Raw genomic sequence first — 19,199 nt, forward strand, 5'->3', positions numbered from 1 at the left:
CGTTCGAGCACCAGCATCCAGGGCTGCATGAACGACGGAGTGAACCCACACAGGTCTTCCCACGCCGGGTGCGTCATGTCCTCTTCGGACAAAATCGCGCCGGCGAACAAGCCGCCTTCGTCTTCGCGGCCCAACCAATCGCGTTTGAAGAACGGATAGCCGCCAAACAGTTCGTCGGATCCTTCGCCTGTGACGACGGCCTTGTAATTACAAGCCCGCACGCGGCGGCTCATATGCCATTTGGCGACGGCCAGGGTGTTATAGAACGTCCGTTCGGCATGCCAAGTCGCCCGTTCAAACGCGGGACCGTAAAGTTCTTTTTCGGTCAGCCGCAGCAGTTCTTGCTCGGCTCCGGTGCGATCGGCCATCAATTTGGCGATGTTCGATTCGTCATACTCGTCACTGTCAAAGGCGATCGTAAACGCTTTGACCGGCGACTGCTGCAGCGTCGTCGCCAACCCTAGGATCGAACAGCTGTCGATGCCACCCGAAAGGTAGCAACCGACCGGCACGTCCGCTTCCAATCGTGTTGCGACGGCGTCGATCAAACGATCCTGGACACCTTGCACGTACTCTGCGGGATCGGGATTGGGATCATGCGACGTGGGGAAGACGAAATCCCACCACCGCTCGGTTTTTGTTTCCAAACGCCCGTTTCGCATCTCCGCGACCAGCATGTGTCCGGGCTGTAGGGCGTGAACCCCTTCGAATGCCGTGCTGCCGGGCACCATGACTTGCATCATTTGGTGCAGCGCCGCTTTGGGGCACAGTTTGGGCGTCACGTCGGGGTGTTTTAGGATCGACTTGACTTCCGATCCCCATACCACCCCGTTGTCGTTGACGGAGTAATAGAGTGGTTTGATGCCGAATCGGTCGCGAATCAAGATCAAGCGTTTCTTGCGATCGTCGTACAGCACGATGGCAAATTCGCCGCGCAATTGATCAACAAACGACAATCCGTCTCGCAAATAGAGTGGCAGCGCGATCGCACTATCGCTTTTGCCACTGCAATCATATTGTTGGCAAGCTAGTTGCGTCCGCACGCGTTTGTAACCGTACAACTCGCCATTGACGGTGATGGCGTAGTCGCCTTCGGCCGATTCGATCGGTTGATGACCATGGCTCAGTCCCACGATCGACAACCGAGTGTGCCCGAGTGCGACGCCATTGTTTAAGTAAAATTTACTGCCGCGTTCGTCCGGGCCGCGATGGTCCAAGACGTCCAGCATGCGATCGAGAGTGAAACGCAGTTCGCGTTCATTGGTTCGTGATGGGTTCCAAAACCCAGTAATGCCACACATATGATTTCCCGTTGGGTGTTTTGGTTTGGGTGAATAAGGTTGGCGCAAGCTGCCGTTTTTGGCTGTCTTGTCGTGCCGCCTTGCTGCCGACGCCATCGGCCGCTCAATGAACGCTGCTCAGTGAACGCCGATCAACGAAGCGTCGATCCGTGGACGCCGTTTAACCTTGGGCGTCGACCAATCGATCGCCCTGAGATTAGATTCCGCTGATTCGATCCAAGCGATCCAGTACGGCGGTCAAAAGTGCTTGACGCACGAAAACAGCGCCTGCTGCTTGGGCAAAATAAAGATTGTGTTCGGTTTCATCCAAGTCTTCGGATAACTCGTCGTTGCGGGCAAGCGGGTGCATGATTACCGAACCCGGTTTCAAGTTGCTGCTGCGTTCGATCTTATAGCGACCGTCAAGGTTTCGGTAACTATCGCCTAGAAACGCGATCGAATTGACGTACACGACATCCAAATGCGGCAATACTTCTTGCACGTCATTGGTGATATCGATTGGAATCGGTGACTCTTCGATCGGCTCGGTTAAATCCAAGCCCACCGGATCCGCCATTTCCGAAATCAACGTGATTCGTTTGACCGAGTTGGTGAACATCAGCGATAGTCGCAGAAAACTTTTCACCGCTCGCATCGATCCGGGTGTCCCAATGATCCCCAGATGCACGCGGCGGTCCTCGGGGCAATCCTCTTTGCAAAGTTCCGGTCGCCATTTCAGCAACGAGTACCAATCGATCAACGCTTGCGTCGGATGGTGCCCTGAACCGTTGCCGGCATTGATCAGCGGTCGCTGCAGATTGCGACGAATTTCGTCCATGCTATTGGTTTCGGGATGTCGCATGATGACCACGTCACCGTACGTGTTAAACATCTCGCCGATATCCGCTAGCGATTCTCCCTTGGCAACGCCGGTGACTTGACCATCGGGTACCGACAGCACTTTACCGTCGAGCCGCTGCACGGCGCTTTCGAACGACAGTCGTGTCCGCGTGCTGGCTTCGAAGAATGCAGTGATTGCAATTTTGCCATCAAGCGGTTTGTCGATTTCGACATTGCGCATCTCCAGCACGGCTGCCAATTGGGCGATCGCGATCACGGTGCGGCGATCAAATTGCCGTGGGTTCAAGATCGATTGTCCCGCGAGCGCCTTGAGCGCCTCACGATCGATCTTGCCGTCGCTGGTGGCGAGCAGATCGCCAGGACACAATTGCATTCCTTTGGAGTTCATCGCCACATCCGTTGTCGTGCGAAGAGATTGAGAGTTTGTTTTTGTGTTTGTGCTCACGTTCTTCACCATATCTTCTTACCACGAGAATCGAAGAACAAAAACGCGACAAGCATGATCACCCCGATGCTGCAAAGCACCAGCGCACCCACGACAAGCCACTGTAGAAAAGTGACGGAAAACATCATCAGGAACTCGCTCCCACAGGCTGGCGGGGGTCCAAGGCGTCAACTTGATCGTCGTTGCCTTCGAGAGTCGATAGCCGTTCAAATTGGAAGTTGTCGGGGACAAACAACGTGACCAAACCAAATACGATTCCGGATACCGCTGCTCCGACCAACGATCCTACAAACCAACCGATCATTTGATAGGCAGCCAAGCCAACGATGCTGCCCGAGACCATGGCGCTACAAGCGGCTGCGGCACTAGGGCGGCGAAAATACAGACCGCCAACGATGGGCCAAATGCAACTGCCCACCATCGGTCCCGCAAAGAACAGTACGGTGGCTAGCGTTCCCAGATTCGGCCACGCAAACGACCACGACAACACACCAAGCAGCACAATGCTGATCGCGGAATAACGCCGCTTTGCTGTGTCAGTGAGTGGGCCAGGCGACCATCGTTCGATGACGTCATTGACGATCAGGTCCGACGTGGCTGCTAACAGGCTATCGATGCTTGACGCCAATGAGCAGAAGACGATGACAAAGACCAGCAGGGCACCGCCCCATCCCAACAACGTCGCGGCCACCAATGGGCCGACCGTATCAGGCTGGCTGACGCCGATGCCAAGGGTTGGTGCGGCCAATCCCAAGAATCCGGCCAAAACAGGAACAGGTAACCACAATAATCCGCCAAGTGCATACGCTTTGGGGCCAACGCCTTCTCGCATCGCAAACGCACGGCTCCACCAAACGTTGCTGTGAAAGATTTCACCGAAGCTAAACAACATATTGTTGAATAGCGACATCAAGGCGGCAGGAAATAAGACCCACAACAACATCGGTCGATCCAGTGTTAATTTTTCGTGCACGTCGGCAATGTCTATTTTGACAAGTACGGCGATGGCGACCACGACCAGTCCGACCAAAATGATCAAACTTTGGATAAAATCGGTGCCAATCACAGCAAACATCCCGCCAAACAGCGTGTACAAAACACACACCAATAAGACCACGGACATACCGGCCTCGTAGGGGATGCCCGACAATACATTTAGCAGTTTACCACCGGCCATCGACATCGAAATCAACCATGTCAACGCATAGAACAGCGAAATGATTAGAAACGGAATCGTTCCCCAGGTGCCATAGCGACGGCGAACAAATTCGACTGCCGTATAACCATTGGGCATCAATTTGCGAATGCGACCGCTCATCGGCGCAAACGCAAACAATCCGAAGCTTGCCGTTGCATAGGCGACCGCACCCCACACGCCCAATTGCAGCGCAAATTGCGGTGCCAACATCGTGGTATTCGATGTGATCCACGTGGCTACCGCGGTTGCCGTCGCCAACGCTAAGCCGACGTTTCGGCCAGCGACCGCAAACCCGTCATACGACTTGGCACGTCGTCCCCACCAAAGACCGAGCGAAATCCACAAGACACTGAACAACGCCAACATCACATAGCCCGCGGTCGAACTCAAAATCGGAGCCGCAGCAACAATCATGAATGGTCCTCGCTTGGTTCATCACGCGCCGGTGGAGCCCGCCATGAGCCCCAGGTGATCAAAAACACCAGTATAAGAAAGACGGCTAGGCCGACGAAAAACAGTCCCGATGCGTACTTCATCGGCCAATGCTGGACCTCGACCACCGCGGGAACCTGCGTCGTCGCGATCACGTCCCCGTCGGCGTTTTTGGCTTGCACATGAAACGGATAAGTCCCATTGGACAGCCCCGAGACAAAGGCAACGGGAAAAGCACCACGGTATTGGATACGTTGCGAATCGTCTAACAAAACATATTCGCTCGCACCCGGAACCTCGTTCCAGCTCAGCGAAACATAGCCTTCCTGGTTGACCGGAAACTCCGTTTGCTCAAACGCCAGCGATTGTTCTGTCGTGTCACCAGGAATTTCGTCACCACGATGATCTTGCGACGTCATCGCGGGATCCGAATCAATTGACGGATCTTGACCGAAAACAGGCGTAACCTGAACAAGGAGGGGCCAAAGAAAAACAACGTCATCGACGCTGCCAGGCTCCTGTGAAACGTTATGCCATGACGGCAAAAAAACACCGCATCTCCTGTGAAAATGACTCGCGATTTTAGAAACGAACCGTTCGTAGTTCTCAAAGTGAATCAAACCGCCAAAGTATTTTCGTCACTTCAATTCGCATGATTCCCTTACCGGTGTCTGAAAGGGGGAATCTCAACATTACGTCGTCCAAACGAATTTTGAATTTTCAGTTTCAGCGGTCTCTCACCGCCCGTGAAAAGCCTGTCATGTTTAGATGAGAAACAAGGATACCAAATTTTGCGATAATCCAAAACCCACCCCACTCACCCCCCGAGCTATTTGATCGCCGCTCCATCGCGTCACGCCGATCTCAGCGATCTCAGCAATCCGTTCTCAGCAATCAGTCAAATCCGATCTTCCTGGCGTCCTAACTTGGTTCTGCTGCGGAGCACACCTGCAAAATTGGCGCAAAATGTTATACTCAGTGACGCTGCGACTCTGGGGGCCTCAAATCACTTCGAAACATAACCCCAGGCAATCTTTGACCCATCTGGATCGTGATCAAGTTTCCTGGGCGAATGATGCCGGATTGTTTGTCATCGTTTGTCCAGCGAATTCACAATTCCCCAACGTGCTTCCAAGACACCTTTGTAGGGTGCAACTTCAATGACAAAACGAATCCTATTTGTATGTATGGGAAACATCTGCCGTTCGCCTGCCGGCGAGGCCGTGATGAAACGGTTCGCCCAAGAATACGGTGTCGATATGGAAGTCGATTCGGCGGCGACCCAGGCCTTTCACGTCGGTGAACTCGCCGATCCACGAATGCGTTCGGCTGCCGAAGCACGTGGCTACGAATTAACCAGCCGTGCTCGAGTGGTCACCGCGGCCGATCTTGATCCCAAACGCTTTGATCTGGTTTTGGCGATGGATTCAGAGATTCATGCCTTTCTGCATGGGTTGCGAAAAGGATCCAAAACTCACATCCGCATGTTCGGCGACTATCTTGACGACGAATGGCCCAACGACGTCCCCGATCCCTATTACGGTGAAGAAGAGGGGTTCGGTGAAGTGCTCGATATGCTCGAGGAAGGCTGCCCGTTGATCATGCAAACGTTGGCGGGTGAGGATATTTTTGAAGGCGAATTCGACGACATTTGATCCCGCCGTCGCTACACTTGCTAGGTCTTCGCTGCCATCGACTTTCAGCCGTGGGGTGATCTCGCAATCATCAGGGGGGAATGTGCTTCGCCAACCTGGTATGTCTTCGCATTCATGATGCGGCGCGAGTATCATGAGCTTGCTCCGGTCGAAGTGATCCCTCACGCCCTCCCCCCTTCGTCTAACAAAAATCAAATTTGATGCGAATCCTGTTTCTCGGTGACGTTGTCGGTAAACCTGGCTACACCGCCGTGCTGCAAAACGCCGAGCCGCTGCGCAAAGAGTTGCGTTTGGATGCATTGGTCGTCAACGCAGAAAACGCAGCCGATGGATCGGGGTTGACGTCGCGTCAATATCGTCGTTTGGTTGACGCAGGCGTTGATGCGATGACGCTAGGTGATCATATCTTTCGCGAGAAAGAGATCGCGAAAACGCTGGCCACGAGCAAGCGAATCGTCAAACCCGCAAACTTTCCTCCCGAAGCTCCCGGCAAGTGTTGGACGACCGTCAAAACAAGCGGCGGCGGTTCGCTGGCGATCGTGTCACTGCTGGGACGTGTCTTTATGCGTCCGGTCGACTGTCCTTTCATCGCAATCGATCGAGTGCTAGAGGAGATTGGGGATAAGACGAAACAGATCCTCGTCGACGTTCATGCCGAAGCGACCAGCGACAAACAAACGATTGGACGTTATTTGGACGGCCGAGTGACGGCGGTGCTTGGCACCCACACTCATGTGCCCACCGCGGACGCTTGTATTTTTCCCGGTGGAACCGCATTCCAGTGTGACGTGGGAATGTGCGGCCCGTATGCGAGTATCATTGGCCGCGACATCAAACGGGTAACCCAGACGACTCGCACGTTTGAGCCGTGCCATTTTCACGTCGCGACCGACGATGTGCGGCTATGTGGGGCGATTGTCCAATCCGATGTCGATGGCCGAGCGACGTCGATCGAAAGGTTTGAACGACGCATCGATAAGTAGTCCTGCTGAAAAAAGCGATCGGCGCACTGGGAAGTGTCGCGAAAACCGCAGCATGTGATCTTTGTGTGTGTCAGAATAGCGTCTTCTTGCAACTCCATTTTTACGGTCATTTCTTTTTTGCAGGTGCACCATGATGAAGCGACGACAATTTATTCAAAATACTTTGGCTGCGGGAACCAGCGCTGCATTGGCTTGTCATTCGTTTTCCAATCCGAGCGCGGCGCGTGAACCGATCGAGCGATCGGGGCCACCGCGTTTCCAATTGGCGTTAGCGGCCTACTCGTTCCGTAGCTATTTTTCGTTTATGAAAGAACGGCCACAAAAACCGGCCGACGATGGCCCTGCGATCGACATGGCGGGATTCATCGATTACTGCACGATGCATGGATTTGAAGCCGCCGAATTGACAAGTTACTTTTTCGATCCGCTGCCGACCGCCGACTACTTTCTCGAACTCAAACGCAAAGCGTTCCAGCAAGGCGTGGCGATTTCAGGCACGGCGATCGGTAACGACTTTACCGTCGGCAAAGGCCCCAAACTGAAGCAGCAGATTCAAGATGCAATTAAATGGATCGACAACGCTGCGATCTTAGGAGCACCCCACATCCGGTTTTTCGCAGGTACAAAAAAGAAAATCGACGAGCAGCCCGAGCGAATGCCCGAGGCGATCGCGGCACTCGAAGAGTGTGCCGAGCACGCAGCGTCCAAGGGTATTTTCTTGGGTGTTGAGAATCACGGGCAACTGACGGCACAGCAATGTTTAACCATCATGCAACAGGTCCAGAGCCCTTGGGTGGGGATGAATTTAGATACTGGCAATTTCATTTCCGAAGATCCGTATGCCGATCTGGTGCAATGCGTTCCCTATGCCGTGAACGTGCAAGTCAAGACGACGATGAAATCGCCATCGGGGAAAAAGAGTCCCGCAGACTTGGACCGAATCGGCAAGATCCTGCGAGATGCCGGATACCAAGGCTTTGTGGTTTTGGAGTACGAGGAAGAATCGCCCTACACGCAGGTCCCCAAGGTTGCCGATTCGTTGCGAAAGGCCTTAGGTATCTAAACGGCATGAGGATCTAGGCGGCTGGAGAACCTAAACGGCTTGAAGCAAGCGTACCCACCGCAGCAGCGTTTCCTGGTCGACTTCGCCAGCCTGGATCACGGGGTAGCCAGCTTTTTTCAGCGTCGGTGCCCACGATGGCGGTTCTTCTTGCCGTTCGATTGGCAACAAGATTTGCAGCGACGCTTCGGCGTCGTTCTCTCGCAGCCGAACGGCCGGCGGGCGTGTTTTCGCCGACACCGCAACGCCGTAGAACGTGCGGCTGGCGGACATTGCTACTGCTAATGCCATCGAATCGGCCGCCTCTGCTTTGGTGCCACTGATGGCACCGGGGGCTGCCACGGCGACGGCCAATGGTTCGATTGCCGACGTCTTTTGAATCGAAGCGACAAATCGTCCGATGACGTCAATCTCTTTGGGTTGCCAACGTTTGTTGTCTTCTGCAGCCACCGCACACACGACGACACCTGTCTTTTCTGCGACGTCACGCCATGACTTCAGCAATTCTTTCGGTGCGGCTTCGCCAGGATTCATCAACAGCACCATCAATCCCAATTGCTTCGGCGTGGCGCCGGATTGTGGTGCCAAGACCGCAGCGACATTGGCGGCATCGGGTAGCTTCAGCTCCTTGATCGACCATTTCGCTTCGACCTCGGTCCAGGCTTCGGGAATTGCCGTCATCACGCCGCTGTCGATCGAATCAGGAGTCAGCACAATCGTTTTGCTCTCGTCTGCGCGGCTGACGACGAGTTCGATCGCTTTGCCAGGCTCGGCAGCAATCATTTGGCGGCGAAGCGACTCCACGCCATCCACGTCGGCGATGCCGATCTTTTGGATGATATCACCGGGTTCGAGTTTCCCTTCGGCCGCCGTGCCCGAGATCACCTCGCGAACCACGACCTGTTTGGCGGGATCCTCATCCTTCGACTCGTCGTCTTGCTTTTCCGTTGCCGATTGGTCGACGGCGATCACCCCCAAACGCTGAGGTTGCAAGGGCGGGATCGAATCGGTCAGAGTAACGTCAAACGTAAGCGGTTTTCCATCACGTTCAACTTCGATCGAGATCGTGTCACCGGCATCAAATTTCCCCAGCAACAGTCGCACGTCTTGATGGCGTTGAACTTTCTGGGCGTTGATGCCGCGCACCTTGTCACCCGCCTTGAGTCCCGCAGCTTCGGCGGGCGAGCGGACGCGAATCGCGGCAAGCTCGGTCTGGTTTTCATACGGATCTTTGCTTTTTGCGACGATTCCAATCAGTCCCTTTTTGATGTTGTCGCCCGCTCGCATTCGAGCGAGATTCTTTTTGACAACGTCCAGCGGAATGGCAAACGCGATTCCCGAGTCGTACCAATCGGTATCCGCTTCGGCACCGCCTTCGGCAACCGCCGGAATCAAAATACCAAGCGCGTTGCCGTACAGATCCACCAGCAACCCGCCGTAAAACGATGCCGTGACTCTCGCATCGGCTTGGATTGCGATCCCGTCGAGACGCTCTTTGCCGCTCAGCACGCCGCGGCTAACCAGCGGCGAAGCATCGATCCCATAGCGTCCGACTGCGACTGTGGTTTGGCCGGTGCGGGCATCGATTTGATCAGGCAGCTCGATCGGGTTCAGTTCTATATCGGTCTTGATCTTTAGCAGCACTAAGTCACGGTGCTCATCTTTCGAGACGACCTCGGCAGCATGTCGCGATCCATCCGGCAAAACGACCAAGATCGTGGCCGAGGGGCGACGCACGACGATGCTCGATGCAAGGATGTGACCGTCCTTGTCGATGATCACACCGCTGGTCGGCGCGTCTTGCTCGACTTCGCCATCGGCGGCGCCGGTTCCGCCAACGACTTCGACGACCACGACCGACGGCAACACATGATTCGCAGTCGCGCGGACTGCTTCGGCCATTGCTTGGCGATACGAAACGTCATCGGCGGCGTATGCATGTGACGCGCGCACGGCGAAGAAAGCGATGATCGCAACGACAAACGTGAGAGCAAGCGAGTTCCATCGAGTTGGCTGAGTCAGCGCCGCATTCACAACGCCGGCGACTGGGTTAGCGGCACGGCGCGAGCCGCCCGGATTCGCAGTGAAAATCATTGTGATTACTTGGCTCGGAGTGTGATGGGAATGATTTCGGAATCCCGCTGGATCGTTAGTTCCACTGGGTCACGGCGATCGATGGTGCGAAGCAGGTTGCGGAGTGATCGTTGGCCTTCGACTCGACGGCCGTTAAGCAGCAAAATCAAATCGTCGGTTCGCACCTGAGCACGCGAGGCCCAGCTGTCCGCCGCCACGTGATCGACATACGCCGGTGTGGACTCCAACACATCGGGGACCATTACCAAGCCAAGCGTTGCCAGTGAATGCGCTTGATCGCGTGGCAATTTCGGTTCGCTGTCGTCCATCCGCTGGACAACACGCCCAGCGATAATGTCACCGATGGTTTTGCGGAACGCGGACGCGGGCAACGCATAGTTCAGCCACACGCCAGTCGATGCATCTCGTAGTTCTTTGCCCAACATGCCGACCAATTCACCATTGGAATTGACCACGGCGCCCCCGGCGGCACCGGGATTGTTGGCGACCAGATCCAAAATCAGGACCTGGCCACGATAGGCTGTCTTGAATGTTCCGCGTCGAGCGTCGAGCGTCGTGACCGCCGCAACACTTCCCTGCATCACGCTGGCGGGTTCGCGACCGGTTGCGATTCCAAACAAATTACTAGCTGCAATCACGGGATCGCCCCACTGAGCGTTAACGTCGCCGCTGACTTCGAAAAACGGCAGGTCCGCTGCATCGATTTTCAGCACCGCCAATTCCAGTGACGGTTCGAACCCCACGATCTCGGCGTCAAAGCGGCGTCCATCATCCAGGATCACCGTAGGCTCGACATCCAACACGTAACTCCACGCCGTCGCAATGTGGCCGGCCGGTGAAACCAGGAATCCACTTTGATAGGCTTCGAGCCCCGCCAAGCCACCGGCGCCATAGATCTTGACGACTCGCTGCTGTGCGTGTTCGGCGGCTTGTTCGAGCGACGGCTCAGCAAACGCCGACGCCATCGGTAACCAAGCCAGCATGAGGATCGCGATCACGCGACCGAATGTGAAATCAATCAACCTTGTTGCTCCGCTTGATCTTGAGGGGCGGGTTTGGCCGCATCCGTGTCATCCTTGTCGTCACCATCGGGGGATTCATTCTCGAGAACTTCCCATGAATCGACGGTCATTTCGAAAATTGACTCGACGCCATAGCGAATCTCCAGTCGCGTTGGTGCGGCATCGGCATCGTCTGAATCGCGATGAATCCAAAGTTCCGCTGGGTCTTCGTCGCGATCGGCGAACACTTCGATGCATTCCACTTGTTTGTTTTCGGGGTGGGACAACCAGCGAATTTCGAACTCGCCGTCGCTGCCGACCACGCAATCGCGAAGCGGTCGCTCGCCTGCCAATGGCATGCTGCCCCAATAGATCGTCTCCCCAAACTTTTTGGGGCCTTTGTCTAACATCCGCCGCCATGCGTCTAATGCAGGAATCGCTCCGGCAAATGATTTTGCTTCGACGCTTTCGTAGAGGTCCGATTTCGTTTCCGGTTCAATTGGTGTGTCACCGACGACCATTGATAACCGATCGTCCGAAACGTAGATGAACACCTTGTCGTCGTTGCTGGTTTTGCCTTGGATCGACCAAGTGCGAGTCTGTCCCGCATTCCCTTTGGGAAATTGGTTTCTTAACGCATCGATGAATTCATTTTGCCGTTGTTGGTTGGCGAAATAGTTTGCAAAGCCACGACGTTCTTCGTAGACCGCTAAAACGGCGGCAGGGACATCTCCTTCGGCGACTTCGGGGCCCGCGTCGTCACCGTCATCCTCTTCTTGTTTGTCTTCGTCGCTGTCTTTTTTCGGAGTTTCGCGAGGGGGTGGCGGCGGCATCGCTCCAGCCATTTTTTCGAGCAATTCGTCTTGCCCATGGACGCTCATCAGTCGCACCAGTGTTTCGACGGTGTTGCCTTCGTAGCGATAGACCAATTTGACTCGCCATCCGCTTGGCAGCGTCGCAATCACGTTCTGGACGTCGTTGGCGGTGTGCACGACTCGCCCATCGATTTCAATGATCTCGGCCGAGTACCGCAGACCACGTCGATAGGCGTCGCTGGATTCCAAAATGTTGGATACTCGCACGCTTCCGTCGGGATCGGTCGCAACGGTCGCCCCGAGTGTCGCGTGATCGACGACTCGGCCGCTGTGCAAATAGCCGAGGAAGTTTTTGGCTTGTTTGATACTGATCGCGTATCCCACGCCCACATTGACTCGCCCTCGTTTTTCGAATGACGCTCGTCCGACGATGCCTAACAATCGTCCTTCGGCGTCGTACAGCGGGCCGCCCGAGTTGCCGGGATTGATGGACGCATCCGTTTGCAAACAATCAGCGTACTCTAGCAGTGTGCCGGAGGGGTATTGGTACCGGTTCACGCCGCTGAGGATACCCCAGGTCACGGTGGGCTGAAGATTCGATGCCAGCAGGAACGGATTGCCGATCACCATGCACCAGTCACCGGCACTGGCTTTCTGGCTGTCGGCGAGGGTGGCGTACGGAAAATCGTCGCGGCCGAGCAGTCGGATCAACGCCAGATCACCGACTGGATCGATCCCGACGATTACTGCGTCGTAAATGTTGCCGTCGCTAAGCCCGCAACGCATGTAGTTACCGGCGGGGCTGGAAACGTGAAAATTAGTCAACGCGTATCCATCGGGTGAGATCAACACGCCGCTGCCTCCGCCGCCACCGCCAGGGACAAACACGCAAACGGTCGATGGCATCGCTCGTTCGATCGCATCGATCCGATCTTGTTCGGCTTGGGCCAACAGCGGTGAAATTTCAAGCGGCCCTTCGGCGGCCCACGTCGACTCGCCGGTCGAGATCGTCATCGTTGCGACCAGCATCATGGCGACGATCATCACCGGATGTCGCAGCGGGATCGCAGAGTGTTTTGTCATCCTAGCCCTATTCACGATCCCGTCCTTTCTCATTTCCACAATTTGTATCACGAACGCGTCCATCCGATTACGGCACTTGGTCACGCTATGTCTTTGGTCACGTTATGCCTATCGTAATAAGCGAGGACGCAGAATTCGAATCGTGTTGCCCAGGTCGCCTTGCGAGCCTGGATCCACTTCGATCTTCAACCGGCGGCCTTCCGCCACGGGCAGCTCAAATCCGAGAGGCCGGTTGTTGTTGATCGATTCTTCCCAAACCATTTTCTGGTCGACAAAGACTCGTACCGTGGTCTCGGTCGCGTTTCGTACCGATTTGTCACGTCGCACGCCGGCGGCAAACGTTTGAAAGCCTTCGTCGATGCGATATTCCACACTCGAGCGACCATACAAGACCAAGTCTTGGCCATCAGCCGGTTTCGGAGCGAACCAGGCGTTGAGCATGTCGCGATCGAGTTTCGATTGCACGTATTCCGTGTGTGACGCAGCAGCGGGTTTTACCGAGGCCAAAAACGAGAGTCCTCCGGTCCAGCGAATGGATTCGACGTGTTCCAAAGGGATCGTGTGAGTGATTCCGCCGGAGAGTTTCAGGTGCAGTGGTGCGTCGGCTTCGCTAGGCAGCATCTCTGACGCCGACCATCGAGACCCGTAAGAATCGACAACTTGAATGTCCCCTGGATTCGACGACACCTTGGTCCCACCAAAAATGACGCCTTCGAGTTTTGCAATCGGCGCTTGAATTTCGTCGCCATCGAGTTCGAGTCCGACGGTATCTGCAGAGATCGACGTGACGACGCCTTCGATAAAATCGAGCATGTCGCCTTCACGCCGGATCGCGATCGTGTCGCCCCGCCGTTCGTCTTCGAGCTTTGCCAACCAAGCGGGATTCACCGCCGCGGTGGCCGCGCGAAATCGGATCGCACGAACTTGTTTGACGGGAACGTCCAGGCGATTTTGACGTCGCGGCTCGATGGATAACGTTTCGTCGGTGAGTGACAAACCTTGCGCGGCGACCTCGGATCCCGCAGCCAAGATTACTCGCATCGTCGGGCCAGTCGCATCCGGTTTTTCCACCGGTGTTAGCGACGAGAGTGCGTCAAACGCATACGTCTGTGTCTGGCCATCCACTTCGATTTTCAGCTCAGCCGAGCCGATGCCTTGGAAATCGCCTTGGACTGATTCCCCGTCGGTCGTCGAAACGTCAACCGGAATCACGCTCAACAGGAATAACAACAGTGTCTTTGTCAGCATCAATGCGACTCGCAGTGAGAATGGAACATGCCCCGGACCGCCCTATTCTAGCGCAAGAGATGCTTATTGTCTGCCACGATCGGCCATTGGCTTGGTTTTATCGTTCGCTTCGGATTCCGGTTGGGGGTGAGTAGCAAGATGCGGCTTGTGGCGGTTCTTTCCGCTTACCCGATCGGTCATTGGGGCTGGCGACGCAAACGAGGTGAGTTGTCCGGCGTGGCAATTGCCAACTGCAAGTCGGGTTCGCTAATGTAGCGTTATGAACACGCAACGCTACGCAATCATCGGTGCGGGTGCCCTCGGTGGACTCTACGGAGCCATGTTGGCACGGCAAGGATTTGAAGTGCACTTCCTGCTGCACAGCGACTTTGATCATGTCCGCGCGTATGGGCTAAAGGTCGACAGCATTTGGGGGGATATGCATCTTCGCGATATTCACGTGCACGCGTCGACCGAGACGATGCCGCCGTGTGGCGTCAGCCTGATCGGCTTGAAAACGACGCAAAACCACCTGCTCGCTGAACTGCTGCCCGCTCCGACTCGCGATGGCGGGGTCGTATTGGTGCTGCAGAACGGGCTGAACGTCGAAGCCGATTCGGCCGCCATCGTGGGGGAAGACCGAGTCTTCGGCGGCTGTTGTTTTCTATGTAGTAACAAGGTCGGACCAGGCCACATCCGGCACATTGACTTTGGCAAGATTGTGTTTGGCCAATACCGTGGCGTTTCGTCGACGGGTTCAGCAGCGGCTGGATCGTCGGCGGGGCAGACCGATGCAAAGATGGATTCGATTGGCCATCAGATTTGCGATGACTTGAACGCGGCCGGCGTTCCGACCGAATTTTCGGACAATCTCGCCTTGGTGCGATGGCGAAAATTGATGTGGAATATTCCCTTCAACAGCCTGTCGGTGATTCTAAACGCATCGACAAAACAAATCATGGACGATCCAAACGCCTCGGCGTTGGCCGAAGCGGTGATCCGAGAAGTGCGTGCCGGGGCCGCCGCGTGCGGCGTGGAAATTCCGGAAGCCGTGATCGAAAAAACGCTGGAAAACACGCGAAAGATGGTGCCGTACGACAGCAGTATGCGGCTCGATTTTCTTAACAAGCGAGCGATGGAAGCCGAAGCGATCCTGGGCAACCCGCTGCGAGCGGCCAAAGAATCGGGCTACGAAATGAGCCGCGTCGAAACGCTGTACCACCAACTGCGGTACATCGATCACACCAATTCTTGATCGATCTCGTCGTCAAGCGAAACTCCCAGTCCCTTCAGGACCGCGGTTAGTTTGGCGTCCAGGGCATCGAGTTCCAGCAGCGCTTCGTCCTGACGACGCTCGAGTTCGTTGAGCAATTGGCCGGGTTCCATCGTATCGACGTTGGATGTAGGAGTCGGTGACATAGCGAAAGCACACAGGGATGTAGGGTGAATGCAAAGCAAAGTGCACATCCAAACGCCAAGCCCTGCCCACGCGGTTGAGCGTGAGGCAGACCAGTCGCGTTTGCCGTGACAGTGCGAAGCATCGACCAGTCACCGCCGTGTTCACGAACCACGTGCCGATTACTCGTGTCGGTAAAGCGTGGCAAGGTTTGTCGTTTATTCCGCTGGAAACGATCAGCGAACCGGTACCGCCGCGGCGATTCCGATCGGGCAATCTGTAGCGAATGCAACGCCCACTCTCCCACTCCCCCACTCCCCCACCTCCCACCTCCCACCTCCCAACTCCCAACTCCCAACTCCCAACTCCCAACTCCCAACTCCCAACTCCCAACTCCCAACTCCCAACTATTTTCCCAAGAACCGCCGATTCACCGATTCAACGCCGGGTGGTTTGCCGATAGACTAAGACTTATCAGTCACGTTGGGGCGGTCAGTTCACCAGAGTGCCAAAATTGCCTTGCCCCTCCCTCAGGGAAACCGGTTGAGGAGATTTAGCAGGAAAAAGCTGTTTTTTTTGGCTTGATGGGCATTGCCATCGAGGTAAAGAGGCGGGTAAACTTCCGCACTTCGCTGGCAAAGGCTAGTGAGGCTGGCAAAGGCTAGCACAAGAAACACACACATTTCGTATTTGACATTTCCTCGGCCAAATGGGGAGTTAGAAAGATAGCGATGAAATCGGAGACAAAATGGTAAAGTTAGTGGTTCGAGACCGGGAAACCATTCAGGAGGCAGTACGTCGATTCCGCAAGTTGGTTGAGCGCAGTGGCATCAAGAAAGAGATGCGTCGCCGCGAGTACTACGAAAAGCCAAGTGAAACGAATCGTCGCAATCGCCTGCGAGCCGAGCGCCGCTCCCGCCGAACCCGTTTGCTGAGCCGATAGTCCATTCACGCAGGACGGAAAGCCAAACCGTCCTCGATTTGTCAAACGTACGGGCGTTTAGCTCAGTTGGCTAGAGCATCTCGTTTACACCGAGAGGGTCGGGGGTTCGAGTCCCTCAACGCCCATGTTTCTTCCCTTACGGGAACGCACGAGCCGCTTTTTGCGGCTTTTTTTATGTCTTCGCTTTCCCTTAATTGCCCTTGCGGGCCATCGATTCCCGTTGAATTGGTCCGCAAAGTGGTCCGCAGATTCTCGACAGGAATGCCGCTTGCTGCTCGGCGGCGAGATTCCTCCTGAGCCATTGCGTAGAACTCCCATATTACGGATGGTGAGTTTCCTACCCAGTTTGCCACATCGGTCACCGAATGGTTCGCAGCTAACAAATCGGTAATGGCGCTTTTGCGTCCATTGCTGAAAAGGTTCGGCCATCGGCTGACATTTGCTTTCTTGAGAATCTTTACGAACTTGTTCGTGATGGCTGCCCCAGTCGCGTCGGCATATCTTGCGAACACAGGCGAGTCCAGCTCGCATTGGACACCCGGTTGGCATTCGGCCCAAAGGTCCACTAGGTACGGTCGCAATTCGGGAAGAATAGGTGCGGTGCGGATGCCGCCCTTGGCAGTGTGCTTCGTTTTCTTGGCCCGAATATGGAGGTCGCCCCTCGGCAAATCAATGTCATTCCACTTCAAAGCTTGAATCTCGCTGGGAACACGGAACCCCATTAGTCGGTTGAGCGCTATCAATGCCTTCCACATGGCATCGGGGGCTGACTCAATAATCATGCCAAAGTCATCCAGCGGAACATAGTAAAAACGTTCAGGATTTGCGTTGACCGTGGCAGGGATTCCTTTGAACGGGTTCGACTGGATCAAGTTTGACTCGACGGCAAAGGTGAATATCTGGCGACATAGACCTATCCGCCGACGACATGTGTTTCGGGCGAGTTCACTACGCTCTTTGTCTCGTGTGTTCCCCTCCGTTTCGAGCCACTCTCGAAACTCTTTGGCATCGGCCTTGGTAATCGTGGCAATCGGGCGATCAGCGGTAAAGAACGAAAGGAGGTTGTTTTGGGCGCGGCGGTACGTATCGAGTGTCGATTGCTCAACAGCTCTCTTTGACTTCTTAAACATGGTAAAAAGTTGATCAACCGTGATGGCTGTTTGGTTAGCTCTGGCCTCTACTAGTCCCTTGGCAGCTATCTTTTCGTAATCTTCGTTGGAAAGAGAATCAAGCCATTGCACAGTAACTCGCTCTTTTGGAGATCCGTACTTCGCACAATCCAACAGGTGCACGATGTGCTTCCTTGCCGTCTCTACTTCCATCTCGTTGCCTTTCCAGAAAATCGCTTTCCGCGACTTGTCTACCGTCCAGCGGATTCGCCAAGCGTTATCGCGGTGGCTGTCACGTGATTTCGAAACCTTCAAGTTATCAACTCCCGTTGTATTCCTGACTAAATAAATGACGGCGGCGTGTTAGCTCAGGAAGCTGGCACTCGGGGATCACTTCCGCCGTCGGATTTTTATTGTATCGTGTCTGCGTCAATCACTCGCACGCTTCGCTTGGTTGTCTTCTAGATCTTTGCTAGGTGGCTGACCCACACTTCCGACGCTTCTCTGCGTCTATTTCGTTTAAAGTCGAACGTCTAGCTCATCTACTGACTGTCTTCTGCGTCACGATGCTGGTGTGATTCGCTATATTCGGTTACCAAAATTCTGGCTTTCCGCGAATTGAATCTTGGTTGAAATTTGCTATACCGCACAAAAGAAGGCAAGCGACTTCTCGGATGCCATGAGTTCATGCGGGTCACGTTGTTTGCAGCAGCCGTTCGATTTACACACACTTATTTCCGTCCTACTTCGTCGACTTGGCCGCCCGCTTAGCAGCTTGCCGCTGACGCGCCTTCTCTTCCGCCGCTGGAGTTGCAGCTGTTAGCTTCTCGATAGATTCTTCGATCAAGTAGCTTCGACGGCCATCGTCAAGGATTGTTACAAGAGCTCCTTCGGCGGTCCTGCGGTCTAATTTGGCGATAGACCACCCGAGGAGCTGTGCCATTTGCTCGCGGTTTGCGATTCGAGTTGGCGTGGCTCCGCTTGCCCGTTGAATAGCCGAAGTAAGTTGAGCTACGACCTCCGAAACAATTGCGTCACGTAGTTCGTCAACATCGAATTCCTGCAAAATGATTTTACCCATGTGATTTTTCCTCTCAGTGAAAGCAAATCTCGGTTTCAAATTGCTTCCTGAATTTTCATTCGTAAATCATTGTGATTGACTGCCTTGCTGAATCGCGAGCTTCTCCAAACGAGTTAACCCCGCAGCTGCATCAATGATCGCCTGTAGCTCGTTCCCTTCTGGCAATTCACCCTCAGCCGTCGCGACCCCGCGAGCAATCTCTTCCAGCTGCTCACGATCTGGCCGAGGGTGATCGACCGTCACGAACAGCGTCTCCAGTTCGGTGGGCAGCTGGACGGTGGGTGACAAGATCACCACGAATGTCCGTGCCGTCTTGCCCTCCACCACCGCTCGATGCACCGCTTGCACGACTTCCGCTGATTGCAAGAACCGGTGAAAGTTCTTGAGCACGAGGATGGTCGTGCCATTATTGCTGGCCAAAGAGCGGAGCGAGGCCACGGCCGACAATGGATCCGCCGCTTCGATACCAACATCACTGCCACCAAAGCCGTGCATACCACGATTGACGTCCCAAAGAGCTAGCTGCCAATCTTCTT

17 protein-coding genes, 1 tRNA gene and 2 pseudogenes are annotated in these 19,199 nt (G+C 55.0%); 8 read left to right on the forward strand and 12 right to left on the reverse strand.

Features of this window, described 5'->3' with window-relative positions:
• The 4 genes from asnB to RMSM_RS24155 form a co-directional block, all read right to left on the reverse strand.
• On the reverse strand, window positions 1-1,301 hold a 1,301-nt coding region (asnB, locus tag RMSM_RS24140; protein ID WP_008702692.1), incomplete at its 3' end, for an asparagine synthase (glutamine-hydrolyzing).
• A 196-nt stretch (window positions 1,302-1,497) separates the two neighbouring features.
• Window positions 1,498-2,529 carry an aspartate/ornithine carbamoyltransferase family protein gene (locus tag RMSM_RS24145; protein ID WP_236622286.1) on the reverse strand — a complete coding sequence of 344 codons (1,032 nt, stop codon included), beginning with the start codon at window positions 2,527-2,529 and terminating at the stop codon, window positions 1,498-1,500.
• A gap of 184 nt (window positions 2,530-2,713) precedes the next feature.
• Window positions 2,714-4,198, reverse strand: a complete 1,485-nt coding sequence (locus RMSM_RS24150; protein ID WP_008702702.1) for a sodium:solute symporter family transporter — start codon at window positions 4,196-4,198, stop codon at window positions 2,714-2,716.
• A complete protein-coding gene (locus RMSM_RS24155) occupies window positions 4,195-4,635 on the reverse strand; it encodes a hypothetical protein (protein WP_144057918.1) in 441 nt (146 codons plus the stop codon). Before RMSM_RS24155 ends, RMSM_RS24150 begins: the two co-directional genes overlap by 4 nt.
• Window positions 4,636-5,376: 741 nt before the next feature.
• On the opposite strand from RMSM_RS24155, the gene RMSM_RS24160 reads away from it, so the two are divergent.
• The 3 genes from RMSM_RS24160 to RMSM_RS24170 all read left to right on the forward strand — a co-directional run bounded on the left by RMSM_RS24160 (window position 5,377) and on the right by RMSM_RS24170 (window position 7,917).
• Window positions 5,377-5,871: a low molecular weight protein-tyrosine-phosphatase gene (locus RMSM_RS24160; protein ID WP_081614310.1), complete on the forward strand. Its 495-nt coding sequence runs from the start codon at window positions 5,377-5,379 to the stop codon at window positions 5,869-5,871.
• 200 nt (window positions 5,872-6,071) lie between these two features.
• A complete protein-coding gene (locus tag RMSM_RS24165; RefSeq protein WP_008702708.1) occupies window positions 6,072-6,854 on the forward strand; it encodes a TIGR00282 family metallophosphoesterase in 783 nt (260 codons plus the stop codon).
• A 130-nt stretch (window positions 6,855-6,984) separates the two neighbouring features.
• Complete coding sequence (locus tag RMSM_RS24170) at window positions 6,985-7,917, forward strand: sugar phosphate isomerase/epimerase family protein (RefSeq protein WP_008702709.1); 933 nt, start codon at window positions 6,985-6,987, stop codon at window positions 7,915-7,917.
• Window positions 7,918-7,947: 30 nt separating this feature from the next.
• On the opposite strand, the gene RMSM_RS24175 is transcribed toward RMSM_RS24170, so the two are convergent.
• From RMSM_RS24175 to RMSM_RS24190, 4 genes are all read right to left on the reverse strand, one after another.
• On the reverse strand, window positions 7,948-10,008 hold the full coding sequence (locus RMSM_RS24175) for a PDZ domain-containing protein (RefSeq protein ID WP_008702712.1): 2,061 nt from the start codon (window positions 10,006-10,008) through the stop codon (window positions 7,948-7,950).
• A 5-nt stretch (window positions 10,009-10,013) separates the two neighbouring features.
• Window positions 10,014-11,030: a S1C family serine protease gene (locus RMSM_RS24180; RefSeq protein WP_008702714.1), complete on the reverse strand. Its 1,017-nt coding sequence runs from the start codon at window positions 11,028-11,030 to the stop codon at window positions 10,014-10,016.
• The gene (locus RMSM_RS24185; protein WP_008702715.1) at window positions 11,027-12,907 is read right to left on the reverse strand and encodes a S1C family serine protease; all 1,881 of its coding nucleotides are present in this window, start codon (window positions 12,905-12,907) and stop codon (window positions 11,027-11,029) included. The genes RMSM_RS24180 and RMSM_RS24185 overlap by 4 nt, the downstream gene beginning before the upstream one ends.
• 108 nt (window positions 12,908-13,015) lie before the next feature.
• Window positions 13,016-14,155: an NPCBM/NEW2 domain-containing protein gene (locus RMSM_RS24190; protein WP_008702718.1), complete on the reverse strand. Its 1,140-nt coding sequence runs from the start codon at window positions 14,153-14,155 to the stop codon at window positions 13,016-13,018.
• 66 nt (window positions 14,156-14,221) lie between these two features.
• Here RMSM_RS24190 and RMSM_RS24195 point away from each other — a divergent pair, with 66 nt between their 5' ends.
• Window positions 14,222-14,410 (forward strand): hypothetical protein, encoded by a 189-nt coding sequence (locus tag RMSM_RS24195; protein ID WP_008702720.1) that lies wholly within the window; start codon window positions 14,222-14,224, stop codon window positions 14,408-14,410.
• Window positions 14,411-14,414: 4 nt separating this feature from the next.
• Window positions 14,415-15,389 carry a putative 2-dehydropantoate 2-reductase gene (locus RMSM_RS24200; RefSeq protein ID WP_008702722.1) on the forward strand — a complete coding sequence of 325 codons (975 nt, stop codon included), beginning with the start codon at window positions 14,415-14,417 and terminating at the stop codon, window positions 15,387-15,389.
• Here RMSM_RS24200 and RMSM_RS24205 read toward each other — a convergent pair.
• Window positions 15,374-15,553: a hypothetical protein gene (locus tag RMSM_RS24205; protein WP_008702724.1), complete on the reverse strand. Its 180-nt coding sequence runs from the start codon at window positions 15,551-15,553 to the stop codon at window positions 15,374-15,376. The two genes, RMSM_RS24200 and RMSM_RS24205, sit on opposite strands and share 16 nt — an antisense overlap.
• Before the next feature lie 137 nt (window positions 15,554-15,690).
• On the opposite strand from RMSM_RS24205, the gene RMSM_RS43465 reads away from it, so the two are divergent.
• From RMSM_RS43465 to RMSM_RS24215, 3 genes are all read left to right on the forward strand, one after another.
• Window positions 15,691-15,813, forward strand: a complete 123-nt coding sequence (locus RMSM_RS43465) for a hypothetical protein (protein WP_008702726.1) — start codon at window positions 15,691-15,693, stop codon at window positions 15,811-15,813.
• Window positions 15,814-16,278: 465 nt separating this feature from the next.
• A complete protein-coding gene (gene rpsU, locus RMSM_RS38865) occupies window positions 16,279-16,473 on the forward strand; it encodes a 30S ribosomal protein S21 (protein ID WP_081614312.1) in 195 nt (64 codons plus the stop codon).
• Between the two features lie 51 nt (window positions 16,474-16,524).
• Window positions 16,525-16,598, forward strand: a tRNA-Val gene (locus tag RMSM_RS24215).
• Window positions 16,599-17,333: 735 nt separating this feature from the next.
• Here the strand turns inward: RMSM_RS24215 and RMSM_RS43875 are convergent.
• From RMSM_RS43875 to RMSM_RS24225, 3 genes and pseudogenes are all read right to left on the reverse strand, one after another.
• Window positions 17,334-17,795 (reverse strand): annotated as a pseudogene (locus tag RMSM_RS43875) (phage integrase SAM-like domain-containing protein); the annotation flags it as partial.
• 529 nt (window positions 17,796-18,324) lie between these two features.
• A complete protein-coding gene (locus RMSM_RS24220) occupies window positions 18,325-18,663 on the reverse strand; it encodes a hypothetical protein (protein WP_008702733.1) in 339 nt (112 codons plus the stop codon).
• 66 nt (window positions 18,664-18,729) lie between these two features.
• Window positions 18,730-19,199 (reverse strand): annotated as a pseudogene (locus tag RMSM_RS24225) (AAA family ATPase); the annotation flags it as partial.

Origin of the sequence: Rhodopirellula maiorica SM1 (genome assembly GCF_000346295.1) — a bacterium.
GTDB lineage: Bacteria > Planctomycetota > Planctomycetia > Pirellulales > Pirellulaceae > Novipirellula > Novipirellula maiorica.

Excerpts from the sequence above, each read along its gene's own strand:
- RMSM_RS24145 (WP_236622286.1), bottom strand. The coding sequence starts at position 2,529 with ATGAACTCCAAAGGAATGCAATTGTGTCCTGGCGATCTGCTCGCCACC.
- RMSM_RS24150 (WP_008702702.1), bottom strand. The coding sequence starts at position 4,198 with ATGATTGTTGCTGCGGCTCCGATTTTGAGTTCGACCGCGGGCTATGTG.
- RMSM_RS24155 (WP_144057918.1), bottom strand. The coding sequence starts at position 4,635 with ATGACGTCGCAAGATCATCGTGGTGACGAAATTCCTGGTGACACGACA.
- RMSM_RS24160 (WP_081614310.1), top strand. The coding sequence starts at position 5,377 with ATGACAAAACGAATCCTATTTGTATGTATGGGAAACATCTGCCGTTCG.
- RMSM_RS24165 (WP_008702708.1), top strand. The coding sequence starts at position 6,072 with ATGCGAATCCTGTTTCTCGGTGACGTTGTCGGTAAACCTGGCTACACC.
- RMSM_RS24170 (WP_008702709.1), top strand. The coding sequence starts at position 6,985 with ATGATGAAGCGACGACAATTTATTCAAAATACTTTGGCTGCGGGAACC.
- RMSM_RS24175 (WP_008702712.1), bottom strand. The coding sequence starts at position 10,008 with ATGATTTTCACTGCGAATCCGGGCGGCTCGCGCCGTGCCGCTAACCCA.
- RMSM_RS24185 (WP_008702715.1), bottom strand. The coding sequence starts at position 12,907 with ATGACAAAACACTCTGCGATCCCGCTGCGACATCCGGTGATGATCGTC.
- RMSM_RS24190 (WP_008702718.1), bottom strand. The coding sequence starts at position 14,155 with ATGCTGACAAAGACACTGTTGTTATTCCTGTTGAGCGTGATTCCGGTT.
- RMSM_RS24200 (WP_008702722.1), top strand. The coding sequence starts at position 14,415 with ATGAACACGCAACGCTACGCAATCATCGGTGCGGGTGCCCTCGGTGGA.
- RMSM_RS24205 (WP_008702724.1), bottom strand. The coding sequence starts at position 15,553 with ATGTCACCGACTCCTACATCCAACGTCGATACGATGGAACCCGGCCAA.
- rpsU (WP_081614312.1), top strand. The coding sequence starts at position 16,279 with ATGGTAAAGTTAGTGGTTCGAGACCGGGAAACCATTCAGGAGGCAGTA.
- RMSM_RS24220 (WP_008702733.1), bottom strand. The coding sequence starts at position 18,663 with ATGGGTAAAATCATTTTGCAGGAATTCGATGTTGACGAACTACGTGAC.